This is a genomic window from Shewanella intestini (assembly GCF_018221465.1).
GTDB classification, from domain to species: Bacteria; Pseudomonadota; Gammaproteobacteria; order Enterobacterales; family Shewanellaceae; genus Shewanella; species Shewanella intestini.
Genome location: NZ_JAAIKR010000010.1, coordinates 34,389 through 46,648, shown reverse-complemented (window position 1 = coordinate 46,648; position 12,260 = coordinate 34,389). Strand labels below are relative to the sequence as shown.

The following is a 12,260-nucleotide window of genomic DNA, read 5'->3' as shown; positions in this document are numbered from 1 at the left end:
GCGTATTGAACTACAATATGCGTTTTCCATTTGTCTGGCGTCAACGTCCTTAGGTAAACCGTCAGGACATCAAGCTAAAATTTCACGCCAAGATAGTCATCGCCAATTGTAGTTTGATGCTCTTTCCATTGGTGAACGGCTAGAAACAATAACTTTCAAGCAAGTGAGCAGACGATCATATTTGAATCGAATAGGCATCATCGCAGTCTCTAAATCGGAGCTAAATTATGAATAAGATTGTTGTCGTCGGCGGCGGTGCCGGCGGTATGGAGTTAATTACCAAAATTGGCAAACGCCTTGGTAAAGCCGGTAAAGCAGAAATCACGTTGGTAGATATCTGTAATCACCATATTTGGAAACCCCTGTTACATGAGCTGGCAACGGGGAGTTTAGACGAAGGCACTAATGCCGTCGCTTATCAAGTGCATGGCTCTAACAATGGCTACATTTACCAACGAGGCGCGTTAACGGGTATCGATCGCGAAAACCGGCAAATTATACTGGCACCACTGCACAGTGCCGATGGCCGCCTCGTGCTAGAAGAGCGCCGTATCGATTACGATTATCTGGTGATTGGAATTGGTGGCATTAGTAATGACTTTGGTATTCCAGGCGTAAAAGAGCATGCCTTCACCTTGGATCTAACCGAACAAGCAATGATCCTGCGCGAACGCATTCAACATCAATTTATGCAGCACGCCAATGGCCAGCAACAAGGCAAGATGAAAGTGGCGGTCGTCGGTGCGGGTGCAACCGGTGTTGAAATGGCGGCAGAGTTGCATCAAATGGCGCAAATGTTGCGAAAATACGGCTATCAATTGGAACAAGATCTGTTGGATTTAACCCTTGTTGAAGCGTCAGATTCGGTGATGCCTGCATTACCACAATCGGAATTGAGAAAGGCCGTATACGACAAATTAGTGGATATTGGCATTAATGTCTCGACCAATACCCTGGTGACCGAAGTCACTAAGCAAGGTTTAACCACCAAAAGTGATCAGTTTATCGAAGCGGATCTGGTGATTTGGGCTGCAGGAGTTAAAGCGCCAGAAGTATTATCGACATTTGGCTTAGCGGTAAACCGAGCCAATCAATTGATGGCTGCTGATACGGGGAGAACGTTGTCAGATGAGCGGATATTTACCTTTGGTGATTGTGCCTGCATTCCGCAGCAAGATGGCAGTTTTTTACCTGCAAGAGGTCAAACCGCTCGCCAAGTGGCGCTGATGATTGGCACTAACTTAATTCGCTTACTCGAAGACCCAAATGCAAAGCTGGAGAGGTATGTTTATAAAGATTTAGGCAGTTTTGTTAACCTTGCGCACTTTAACACTATCGGTAACATGTTCTCATTCTTCCATGGTGGTTTGCAGTTAGCAGGTTCACCTGCACGCTTTGTGTATGCCTCTTTGTATCGTCGGCATATTTTGGCGCTTCATGGCCCATTTAAAGGAACAATGATTTTACTAATCCATGGTCTAAACCGCTTGTTGCGTCCACAGTTAAAATTGTGGTAACAGTATAAAAGTGGGTCAGAGTAGCCATAAAAAAAGCGACGATTCGGTCGCTTTTTTTATGGCTCAATTAAGCCTTCATTAATCTAAACATTGGCAGCCGTTTTTATGGTTGCTAGCAATAGACTCGCTTGAACGCTGCTTTCGTTACGCTTTCGTTGGCGCTTTTACTTCTGGCTTGCGGATCATTAATACCGACAAAACCGCCACCATTAACAGTGCAGACATAATTAAAAACACATCATTATAAGCTTGAATATACGCTTGTTTAGCCATCATGTTGCCTAACAACGTCGATGCTTGATTATGCGCTGTAACCGCGTCTGAACCCGCCATTTGCAGTACGCCAGCCGTGTCAGACAAATACTGGGTCGCCATGGCATTCACCGCCGGAATGGATTCTTTAATATGTGCTAAATGGGTGCGACTAAGGTTGTCAGATAAGGTTGCCACCAATGCAATGCCAAATGCACCGCCTAAATTACGGATAACATTTAATACGGTAGAGGCAGAGGCATTTTCGTCTTTACGTAAATGCGCTGTTGCCAACATACCAATGGGCACCATAATAAACGGTTGTCCAATCGCCCTAACAACCATTGATGCAATGAGTTGCGGCCCGGCAAAATCAGCGGTCATGTGGCTATTCATGTAATAGCTCACACCCAGCATGAAAAAACCAAAACCTGCAAGGTAGCGATTATCAAAGCGCTGCATGAGTTTAGGCATAAATGGCAATATTAATAGCTGCGGAAATCCAAGCCACATTAATACCTCGCCTATTTCCATCGCACTATATAATTGAATTTGTGACAAATACAAAGGCACGATATAAATCGATGAAAACAAGGCTAACCCTAATAGAAAGTAGGCCAGTGTTGATAAGGCAAAATCGCGGTTTTTAAGTAATCTTAAATTAACCAAAGGGTTGGATTTATTGAGCTGTAAATAGATAAAGATAACAATATTTACCGCTGAAACAATCGCCAAGTTGCGAATGAGATCTGAGCCAAACCAATCTTTACGGTTACCTTCTTCAAGTACCACTTCTAAACAACCCATGCCCAAAGCCATGGTGACCACACTGGCGATACTGACATTTTTAAGTTCAGCCCAATCTATCGGCTTTTTAATTAATCCATAAGACAGCATGAGCATAACTATCACGCCTGGTACGACATTAATATAAAACAGATAATGCCAACTAAACTCTTGAGTTAACCATCCACCTAATGTGGGGCCAATGGAGGGCGCAAAGGTTACGGTTACACCAAATAAAGCCATACCCACAGGGCGTTTTGCTTCAGGTAAGTATTCCAGAATTAACCGAAACGCCATCGGGATTAATGCCCCGCCAAAGAACCCTTGCATAGCCCGAAAGACAATCATTGACTCTAGGTTCCATGAGATAGAGCACAGTAAAGACGCTAGAATAAAAATAGCACTGTTCCACAACAGGTAGCGGCGCATATCGAGCCCTTTACTGAGCCAGCCAGAAAGTGGAATTGCTATCATTTCTGCGACTAAATAAGCCGTAGCAATCCACGAGCCTTCTTCTAATGTTGCCCCTAATCCACCTTGAATTTCCTTCATTGACGCATTCGTGATTTGAATATCTAAAATCGCCATAAATGCACCAATTAAGCCACCAATAACCGCAATCCATGCTCGGCGACTACCTGGAATGACAACTTCGGCGTTACCTGAAGTGTCGTTAACCGCAGCCGTCATTATGGATTAGCCTTTGCAGAGTCATTGATTACACCACTTGAAACATCCACTTTAACAAGTGCACTTAATCCAGGAAGCAGTCTGATGTTGGTCGATGTTGTGTCATGCAGGTGATTGAACTTAATCCGAACCGGAATACGCTGAACAATTTTAGTGAAGTTACCCGTCGCATTTTCAGCGGGTAATAAACTGAATTTAGCGCCAGAAGCAGGAGATAAGCTATCAACGACACCAGTGAATGATTCATTTGAATAAGCATCTAATTCAATGGTGACAGGTTGACCTACTTGCATATCAGCAATTTGAGTTTCTTTAAAATTGGCGGTTATCCAAATGGCATGATCTGGCACTAGGCTATAAATAGCTTGGCCTGGCTGCACATATTGCCCTTCATGGGCGCCGCGTTTGCCAATGATACCGCTAAATGGCGCGACAATTTTTGTGTCATTTAACTGAATTTTAGCTAAGGCTAAGCCTGCTTTTGCTTGCTCAACACTGGCATCTGCTTCAGCCAATTGAGCGTTATACACAGTGAGCTCACGTTGTTTGGCTACCAATGCTGCTTTCGCTTCATCAACATGTGCCATTGCTGACTGAAAGCCAGTTTGCGCTTCATCTACCGCATCTTGTGAACTGTAGTTTTTCTTTTTCAACTGACTTGCCCTTGCCAGCTGCTGTTTAGCGCGCAAACTGCCTGCTTGAGCAGCTGAAACACTGGCGTTAGCTTGGGTAATCACCGCGCGCTGTAAGTCTACTTTAGCCACTAATGTACTGAGCTGAGCTTGGGCACTGGTTAATGCTGCTTGGCTTTGGGCTACTTTGGCTTGATATTGATTATCTTCAAGCTGGGCAAGCAACTCACCTTTGCTGACGTGTTGGTTGTCACTGACAAACGTCTTGGTGACATAACCGGGGACTTTAATACTGATATTAGAAATATCAGCTTCAATATAAGCATTATCCGTGGATTCAAAATTACGTACATGGGTCCACCAGTAGTAACCGCTAGCCAACACGGCTAACACGATTAATGGGATACCGACAAACATTTTACTTTTAGACATTAAAGGCTCTCCAATAAACTGCCTCTTGATTATAGATGTATATTTTACTACTGTTTCAATAAGTTGATTAGATAGTTAAAATGTGACCCACTGTTTTTCTGGTGTAACAATATGGATTTGAATCGAGTACAAATGTTTGCTCAAGTGGTTCAACAAGGTAGCTTTACTAAAGCTGCTCACGTGTTAGGACTGACAAAGGCAACAGTAAGTAGAAAGATAGCAGAATTAGAAGCCGACGCTGGCGTGCAATTGTTGTATCGCACTACCCGGGCATTAAAGCTGACCGAAGCGGGGGCAAATTATTATCATCGGGTTAAGCGGATTTTGTTAGATCTTCAAAATGCCCAAGACCAACTCAGTGCCAGTCAACACAATGTGTCGGGGCATTTAAAGATTATATGCCCCATTGAATTAGGCCAGCTGTATTTTGCGCCGGTTTTTGCACGCTTTTTAAATGAATACCCGCAAATTACCATTGATGCTGAATTAACGAATCGTAAGATTGATGTTATTGGCGAAGGGGTCGATATGCTGATCCAAATCTCCGAGAAAAAAGACGAGAGTTTACAATGTTATGCGTTGCTTAATACACCAAAACTATTGATGGCCAGCCCAGCTTATTTAGCCTTGCATGGTACGCCTACAACGCCAGAGGAGTTGAATCAACATCAAGCTATTCGACATTCAGCGCCAAGTACCGACGCAAACTGGACGTTATTTGACGGTAAACGCTGGGTGACGATTGCCCCAAAATCACAACTGACAACCAATAATATTACGTTATTGCGTGAAGCTGCGATTGAAGGGTTAGGGATTGCAGCACTGTCAGAAGTGATTGCCGATGATGCTATTAGCGACGGACGATTAGTGACGGTGTTATCTGACTTCCCCATGAAACAGCATTTATTAACCTTAAGCATGCCGCAACGAGAGTATATTCCGCGAAAATACCGTGTGTTTACCGAGTTTCTCTACCAATCATTATTTGAAGATCTGCAAGGTAAGGTACTTGAGTACCCAGACTATATAACGCGCCCTGAGAAAAGTGATAATAAATAAACTAGCTTTAAAGGATGTTAAATGGAATTAATTATCCCAAACATGGATTTTCAAGCAAGTTATCAGCGCTATATTGAAGAATTAGGCGATGAAGAAGGGTATCCGTTTCCACTCGATTTTGATTGTAGTGACTTTGAAAAACTATTGGCTAAGTTAGCTGATTTTCATCATGGTAAGAATTTACCTCAAGGTTATGTACCAAGTTCGACATTATGGCTAGTAGACAATGGCGAAATTATTGGTGTAACCAACTTGCGCCACACACTTAATGCACAAATTCGCCGTTGTGGAGGACATATTGGTTTGGGTATTCGCCCAAGCTATCGTCATCAAGGGCTAGGGAAGCAGTTAATAGGGTTATCCATTGCCGAGTTAGTCAAAATGGGCATTAATGAGATCCACATTCATTGTTATCAACATAATCTTGCGTCATCAAAAGCAATTATTGCTAATGGTGGAAAATTAGAGTCGCAGCTCAGTTTAGAAAATAAGGTTGTTTTAAGGTATAAAGTCAATCACACATTGCTTGATTAGCTCATGCGACTATTGAACTAAAATGAATGTGGTTGTCTTGATTTTCATTATGTTGTTACTTATCAGGTTAAATTATTCATTATGACTCCAGCAATAATCGCGGCAAAACGCAGTAAAATCGCCTTTACCATTCATGAATATCAACATGACACGCAAGCGCAATCTTATGGACTGGAAGCGGCTGAAAAACTTGGGGTTAATCCTCAACAAGTATTTAAAACCTTAGTGGTGAAAACCGATACCCAGCAATTAGTTGTCGCCATTGTGCCAGTGTCGTCGTCATTAAATTTAAAGCGCATTGCTAAAGCGGTTGGCGTAAAAAAAGTACAAATGGCTGAACCGGCACAAGTGGAACGTACCACCGGATATGTCTTAGGCGGTGTTAGCCCACTAGGACAAAAAAAGCGCTTAACAACGGTGATTGATGATAGTGCTGAGCCGTTTGCGACGATGCACGTGAGCGCAGGTCGCCGCGGCCTAGAGATTGAATTAGCCCCACAAGATTTAGCTACCTTAACCCAAGCCAAATTTGCGCCTATTCAAGCCGATTAATTTACGCTTAGCGCGCTATTCAAAATCAGCTGGTACGTCAAAATGCAGCGGTTTATTACTGCTTGGGTGATGAAAACTTAATTGCTGGGCATGTAAGTGTAATCGCGTGGCTTGAGTACCGTATAAATCATCCCCAACTATGGGTAATCCCAGCCCGTCATGGTGAGCACAATGCATTCGCAGTTGGTGAGTGCGCCCGGTTTTAGGGTATAGATGCAGCAAGGCTTTATCGTCAATAACCTTATGTAACTGCCAATGAGTTTGCGCGGTTTTACCATGTTCATAACACACCACTTGCTTTGGTCTGTCGTCTAAATCTACTCTCAGTGGCAACGAAATATCGCCAGCTGTTGCAGTGGGTACACCTTCAATTAACGCCACATAACGCTTAGTGACAGTGCGATTAATAAATTGTTGTACCAAGGCTTTATTGGCTTGGCTTGTGAGCGCAATGACCATCAATCCCGAGGTAGACATATCCAGTCGATGTACAATAAGCGGCCCAGTGGCATGTGCAAAGCGCTGCTTCATTCTTGTTTGCACTGAATCTGATATCTTTTTGCCTGCTACCGACAATAGCTCCGCAGGTTTGTTAATGACCACAATATCGTCATCTTGATAGACTATTTCAATGTCTTTATCCGCCGCAGTGTTAATGAGCAATGGGTCTGGGTCAACGGCAAGCCCTGCTAACATGTGGGTTAAAATAGGTCGGCACTTGCTGTGGCAAGACGGATAAAAGTTTTTATGCTTTTTCACTTCAGACTTAGGTGCTTTTCCCCACCAAAATTCAGCCATAGCGATAGGTTGATATTGGTTGTTATAGGCATAATTAAGCAGCTTAGGGGCGGCGCATTCACCCGCACCAGCGGGTGGAATATGATTAGCTGTTTCAGCAAAAATACTGTTTAAGTCGCGTATTTCACCATGGGCGTTAGCAAATTGATATTGGGCAAAAAGCTGATGTTGCAAGCGATTGGATAAGTGTTTACGTTGCTGTTTAAGGGCGCTAATTTGCTCAGTGAGTTGGCTTAACTGGGTTTGGGCTTGGCTGATATCGAGCTGACATTGGGCTTTTAGTGTTGCTAAGGCGTGTTTTTGCTGCACGCTTTGGCGGCTCATTTCAATCGACAAGGTTTTAAATTCAAGCGCCGTTAAATTGGCTTCTCCCGCTGTACGTTGGGCTTTTCGTTGTTTTCTTGCTTCAACAATTTCTTGTTGTTTTGCCTTAATTTTTAGTTCACTTTGCTGATTGATATCGGTGAGTTGCTGAGTCAGTTGGGTTAATTGTTCACTGCTTTCTAGCTGTTGTATCTGTTGGTTAATGGCGTTAATTGGCTGAGATTGCGTGGTGTAAAAGCTGCCTTGTGTCAGCATATCAAAAACCGGTGGTACAAAAGGTTTTAGCACATTTTGCTCTGCCAATTTACCTGAAAATGCCGCTAAAAAACCGAGTTGTCCTTGGGCGTTACGTACCACTAACACGCCAAACATTTTACTTATGGCTTGTTGGTTTGCATCGTGTTCATCTAGACCAAAGTTATGTCGCCAGGTATTAGGGGTTAACCATTGTTGCTGCAACTGCTCAGCCGCCATTTGACATAATGGGTGCGCTTGGTAATAAAACGGAAAGGTAAATTTGTCAGGTGGTGAAAGTTCACCAATGTCTTGGCTAAAAAGATTAAAACAAGGATCGGAGCGGGACATGACACAACCTAAAACAGAAAAACCAACAAAGGCGCATTTTACACCTTTGTTTTACGACAAGCACCAAGTTCGCGCGTATTGCACCACATTCAACTAAAATCGAATCATGGTCATTCACAACGAGTGAGTGCTGCACAATGGCTAAGTTTATTGTTGCTATACAGCAACAGTTTGTGAACTTAGCGGGTATATATCAACAAAGTGGTTTTTACTATCATAATGACATTGGCAATAGGTCGCGGCACTTACCTCGGTCATTATTGCATTTTCGATTAACGCCTTCGGGGCAAATTAAGAGAGTCAAACATGAAAAAGTTAGTTGTGATTACAGGTGCAAGTTCAGGTATTGGTGAAAGTATTGCGCGTCGTTTAAGCTCTGAAGGTCATCCGTTATTATTATTAGCGCGTCGTGTTGAGCGTTTAACCGCACTTAATTTACCTAATACCTTGTGTGAAGCGGTAGATGTTACTGACAAAGCGAGTTTTGAATCTGCCATTGCAAAAGCTGAAGCGCAATTTGGCGCTGTTGATTGTTTAATCAATAACGCAGGGGTAATGCTATTAGGCCAAATTGATACCCAAGATAGCAGCGAATTCCAACGTATGTTTGACGTGAATGTCATGGGATTATTGAATGGTATTCAAGCGGTATTAGCATCAATGAAAGCACGTCAAACAGGAACGGTTATTAATATTAGCTCTATTGCTGGTTTTAAAACGTTTGCTAATCATGCTGCTTATTGTGGTTCAAAATACGCAGTACATGCGATTACTGAAACAGTACGTGAAGAAGTTGCCGCAAGCGATGTGCGTATGATAACCATCGCCCCGGGTGCGGTTGAAACTGAATTGTTATCACACACGACTTCTGATGAAATTAAAGCAGGATACGATGGCTGGAAACAACAAATGGGTGGCGTATTAGCCCCTGATGATGTTGCCCGTGCGGTTAGCTTTGCTTATGCGCAGCCACAAAATGTGTGTATTCGTGAAATTGCTTTAGCGCCGACGCGTCAAGAACCATAAAAATGGTTGCTCTTTGACAAACTAAAGCGAACAGTAAAATAAAATTAACAAGGGAAGTCATTGGCTTCCCTTGTTATTTATTGGCATTTTAGTATCGCCAAGGTAGCTGGTTAAATTTACTCGCTTCATTACAGGAGTGGGTTTTATGTTGATACTTGACCGGGCATAGTGCTGTTTAATGGGGGAAGTTGAAGCTGATTTTAGTTGTTTTTTTAGGCTGTTTTAGCTCGATTTTAACGGCGAATTAAATGCGTTTACGCAAAAGTCGATAAAAGCGCGCAGCCTTTTAGGCTGGTATTTATCTTGATGAAATATGGCGTAAAACGGCACACTGCTAATTTGCCATTGGGGCAGTAATGTCACTAACTCACCTTTGGCCACTTCATGGGGGCAATACATTAATGGCACCCTAATAATACCATTGCCTTTGAGTGCGCCATTTATCAAGGTGCGACCATTACGACAGGTTAACTGTCCTTTGACTTGCACATCTTGCGTTATTTGAGGTTGAGTGCAATGTTGATAATGCCAATGGGTCACGGAGCCGGTAATGCAGCGGTGGTTAACTAATTCTTTGGGCTCAGTTGGGGTTGAATGTAAGCGCAAGTATTCAGGGCTGGCAAGGGTAACCATTTCAATATCAAGTAGCTTACGGCCAATAAAGCCTGCATCAGCCAGTGTGCCCATTCTAAAGGCTAAATCAAAGTCATCATTGAATAAGTCAATTCGCTCACTGCTGAAATCTAAGTCAATGCTGATATGAGGGTGTTGCAACATAAAGTCATTCACTATGGTGCTAATGACATCTTCCCCAATTGGGCCACCGACACAATTTATCGATAAATGACCGCGCATGTTGTCGTTATTGTCGATAGTACTTAATAGCGCTTGGTCAATTTGACTCAGCGCTTGCTGGCTTTGTTCAAGCAGTTGCTCACCTGCTTGAGTGAGCTTAATGCTGCGAGTAGTACGAATAACTAAGGTGACCCCAAGGTATTTTTCTAACGCGCTTAATTGCCGAGACACGTGCGAGCGAGACACATTGAGTGCCTGCGCAGCTTTGGTTAAATTGCCCAATTGTGCAATCAACACAAATGCGCGAATATCTGCCAAATTAGCGTTATTTATCATAATTTTTCTTAACTGTTGGGGTTTTACTATTGGTGTATTAGGTAATTTACTTGTGCATGGTGCGTTTTAGGGCACAGATCTTATTACCGTCTGGATCTCGTAAGTATGCAAGATATAAGTCAAAACCATTATTTTTACGTATTCCTGGTGGGTTTTCGCAACTTGTTCCGCCGTTGGCAATTCCAGCCGCATGCCATTTGTCGCCTTGCTCAGCAGAGGTCACGTTAAAGCCGATAGTTGAACCATTACCGGCAGTGGCAGCTTCACCGTTAATCGGTTTGGTTAATGAAAAAATGCCAGTGTCAGTAATATAAAAACAGCGACCTTTTTCATCAATAACACCTTCTTTAATTCCTAGTTCGGCAAAGGTTGCATCGTAAAATTTTTTCGAACGGGCGATGTCATTAGTGCCTAACATGATGTGACTGAACATGTAACTTCTCCTGTGAAAATACCATAAAGGCTAAGGATAACATTGCTTAGCCTTTACTGAAGCATGATGATTTTTTCATTTTGCTCGCCTGGTTTTGTTTGCTTAAATTATTGCGAGACCGTGGTCGCTTGCGCTGTTTGCAAATGGTCTAAAAAACATTGCTTCACGTCAATGGTGGCTTTTATTTTTGAGGCGAGTAAATAAATACCAGCCAACTTTCGATGAATAAAAATTGCGTCCATTGGCGGTGTATGCCATTGCTCTTGTTCCATACTCATCGCTTTTGCCGCCTGAGTTATTCGTTTGGCAAGGTCGCTTTGGGCAAAGTCGTAACCCCCTTCTACCCGAAGTGGCTCACATGCTTGATGAAACATATCGACGACGGTGCGCTGTTGCTGCGCGGTAATTTGTTGTTGAAAAAAACCAATTTGCTCGGCAGCGGTTGTCATTAATGCTTTATCGCTGGTCATTGCGCCTTGCATGAGTTGGGCATATCCATCACTAAGACGTTTATCAATGGCGCGTGTGGCACCAAAATCCAATAACACAATGGTGTCAGTGTCCGCTTGGTATTGAAAGTTAGCAAAGTTAGGGTCGGTTTGAACCAACTGAAAAGTGAATAGCTCGTCTAAAAACAAAGACAATAACCGTGTGGCGACATTGTCACGTACTGCTTGAGGGAAGCTGGCAACATTTTCTATCGGGATACCGTCAATAAACTCCATCACCAATACGCTGTCGGTACAAAGCTGCTGATACACGTTGGGAATAACAAATTGAGGGTTGTCGCCTAACCATTGTTGATATTGCAGCAGTAGTTTGGCTTCATGTAAATAGTCAGCTTCATGGTGCAGTTGGCGTTTGGCTTCTGTTAGTAGCGCATCTAGCTTTATTTGATCAGGGATCATGTGCGCGACTTTAAGCAAAGTCGCCACGTTATCTATGTCACTATCAATACTGTCTTTTATGCCTGGGTACTGTATTTTTACTGCCAATTTGTCGCCATTTTCAAGGTAGGCAAGGTGCACCTGACCAATGGAAGCCGCGGCAAAGGGACGTAACTCAAATTGTGCAAATGGCGTTATCCACTGCGCGCCCCATTGTTGCTTTAATACGCTAACGAGTTGTTTATGGGGCATGACTTTGGCGTCAGAACGTAACCTTGCCAAAATGTTGCTCAGTTCAGCAGGCAGCAATTCACCCGCGTCCATAGATAGCATTTGACCTACTTTCATGGCCGCGCCGCGTAATTGCGCCAGTTTGTCGGCCACATGGCCGATATTGGTTGGAGTGATAAGTAGTTGTTGCAACTGCGGCTTTTGGCCTTTGGAGAGCTGTTTAGCACCTTCTTTTAATACATTGCCTGCCACGCGTGAAGCTAAGCCGCCAAATGATGCAAGTCTTGATAATCGTCCTAAAGGCACATTGGCACTGTCTTTGATTGTTTTATTGTTCATATTCATAAAAACCTAATCAGATTGCGATGCTAATTGTACGTTGGAGTAGGAG

11 protein-coding genes are annotated in these 12,260 nt (G+C 43.1%); 5 read left to right on the top strand and 6 right to left on the bottom strand.

The annotated features are described in order from the left end of the window. The first annotated feature begins 227 nt into the window (after positions 1-227). Positions 228-1,517, top strand: a complete 1,290-nt coding sequence (locus G3R48_RS10930; RefSeq protein ID WP_153664011.1) for an NAD(P)/FAD-dependent oxidoreductase — start codon at positions 228-230, stop codon at positions 1,515-1,517. Between the two features lie 144 nt (positions 1,518-1,661). Here the strand turns inward: G3R48_RS10930 and G3R48_RS10925 are convergent, their stop codons facing one another. Together G3R48_RS10925 and G3R48_RS10920 are read right to left on the bottom strand one after the other, a co-directional pair. Next, positions 1,662-3,245, bottom strand: a complete 1,584-nt coding sequence (locus tag G3R48_RS10925) for a DHA2 family efflux MFS transporter permease subunit (RefSeq protein WP_153664009.1) — start codon at positions 3,243-3,245, stop codon at positions 1,662-1,664. Beyond that, positions 3,245-4,309: an HlyD family secretion protein gene (locus G3R48_RS10920; protein ID WP_153664007.1), complete on the bottom strand. Its 1,065-nt coding sequence runs from the start codon at positions 4,307-4,309 to the stop codon at positions 3,245-3,247. Before G3R48_RS10920 ends, G3R48_RS10925 begins: the two co-directional genes overlap by 1 nt. Before the next feature lie 111 nt (positions 4,310-4,420). Between G3R48_RS10920 and G3R48_RS10915 the strand changes: the two genes are divergently transcribed. From G3R48_RS10915 to ybaK, 3 genes are all read left to right on the top strand, one after another. Further along, positions 4,421-5,368 (top strand): LysR family transcriptional regulator, encoded by a 948-nt coding sequence (locus tag G3R48_RS10915; RefSeq protein ID WP_153664005.1) that lies wholly within the window; start codon positions 4,421-4,423, stop codon positions 5,366-5,368. A gap of 21 nt (positions 5,369-5,389) precedes the next feature. Next, on the top strand, positions 5,390-5,902 hold the full coding sequence (locus tag G3R48_RS10910) for a GNAT family N-acetyltransferase (protein WP_153664003.1): 513 nt from the start codon (positions 5,390-5,392) through the stop codon (positions 5,900-5,902). 81 nt (positions 5,903-5,983) lie between these two features. Continuing rightward, positions 5,984-6,454, top strand: a complete 471-nt coding sequence (ybaK, locus tag G3R48_RS10905; protein WP_153664002.1) for a Cys-tRNA(Pro) deacylase — start codon at positions 5,984-5,986, stop codon at positions 6,452-6,454. 15 nt (positions 6,455-6,469) lie between these two features. Here the strand turns inward: ybaK and G3R48_RS10900 are convergent, their stop codons facing one another. Then, on the bottom strand, positions 6,470-8,161 hold the full coding sequence (locus G3R48_RS10900) for an RluA family pseudouridine synthase (RefSeq protein ID WP_153664000.1): 1,692 nt from the start codon (positions 8,159-8,161) through the stop codon (positions 6,470-6,472). 306 nt (positions 8,162-8,467) lie between these two features. On the opposite strand from G3R48_RS10900, the gene G3R48_RS10895 reads away from it, so the two are divergent. After that, positions 8,468-9,187 (top strand): SDR family oxidoreductase, encoded by a 720-nt coding sequence (locus G3R48_RS10895; protein WP_153663998.1) that lies wholly within the window; start codon positions 8,468-8,470, stop codon positions 9,185-9,187. A gap of 222 nt (positions 9,188-9,409) precedes the next feature. Here the strand turns inward: G3R48_RS10895 and G3R48_RS10890 are convergent, their stop codons facing one another. From G3R48_RS10890 to G3R48_RS10880, 3 genes are all read right to left on the bottom strand, one after another. Then, positions 9,410-10,318, bottom strand: a complete 909-nt coding sequence (locus tag G3R48_RS10890) for a LysR family transcriptional regulator (protein WP_153663996.1) — start codon at positions 10,316-10,318, stop codon at positions 9,410-9,412. 46 nt (positions 10,319-10,364) lie between these two features. Further along, entirely contained in the window at positions 10,365-10,751 is a 387-nt protein-coding gene (locus tag G3R48_RS10885; RefSeq protein ID WP_153663994.1) for a VOC family protein, read from the bottom strand. 107 nt (positions 10,752-10,858) lie between these two features. Beyond that, positions 10,859-12,208, bottom strand: coding sequence for an ABC1 kinase family protein (locus G3R48_RS10880; protein WP_153663992.1), 1,350 nt, complete (start codon positions 12,206-12,208; stop codon positions 10,859-10,861). Positions 12,209-12,260: the final 52 nt, after the last annotated feature.

Excerpts from the sequence above, each read along its gene's own strand:
- G3R48_RS10910 (WP_153664003.1), top strand. The coding sequence starts at position 5,390 with ATGGAATTAATTATCCCAAACATGGATTTTCAAGCAAGTTATCAGCGC.
- G3R48_RS10900 (WP_153664000.1), bottom strand. The coding sequence starts at position 8,161 with ATGTCCCGCTCCGATCCTTGTTTTAATCTTTTTAGCCAAGACATTGGT.
- G3R48_RS10880 (WP_153663992.1), bottom strand. The coding sequence starts at position 12,208 with ATGAACAATAAAACAATCAAAGACAGTGCCAATGTGCCTTTAGGACGA.
- G3R48_RS10890 (WP_153663996.1), bottom strand. The coding sequence starts at position 10,318 with ATGATAAATAACGCTAATTTGGCAGATATTCGCGCATTTGTGTTGATT.
- G3R48_RS10895 (WP_153663998.1), top strand. The coding sequence starts at position 8,468 with ATGAAAAAGTTAGTTGTGATTACAGGTGCAAGTTCAGGTATTGGTGAA.
- G3R48_RS10885 (WP_153663994.1), bottom strand. The coding sequence starts at position 10,751 with ATGTTCAGTCACATCATGTTAGGCACTAATGACATCGCCCGTTCGAAA.
- G3R48_RS10915 (WP_153664005.1), top strand. The coding sequence starts at position 4,421 with ATGGATTTGAATCGAGTACAAATGTTTGCTCAAGTGGTTCAACAAGGT.
- G3R48_RS10930 (WP_153664011.1), top strand. The coding sequence starts at position 228 with ATGAATAAGATTGTTGTCGTCGGCGGCGGTGCCGGCGGTATGGAGTTA.
- G3R48_RS10925 (WP_153664009.1), bottom strand. The coding sequence starts at position 3,245 with ATGACGGCTGCGGTTAACGACACTTCAGGTAACGCCGAAGTTGTCATT.
- G3R48_RS10920 (WP_153664007.1), bottom strand. The coding sequence starts at position 4,309 with ATGTCTAAAAGTAAAATGTTTGTCGGTATCCCATTAATCGTGTTAGCC.
- ybaK (WP_153664002.1), top strand. The coding sequence starts at position 5,984 with ATGACTCCAGCAATAATCGCGGCAAAACGCAGTAAAATCGCCTTTACC.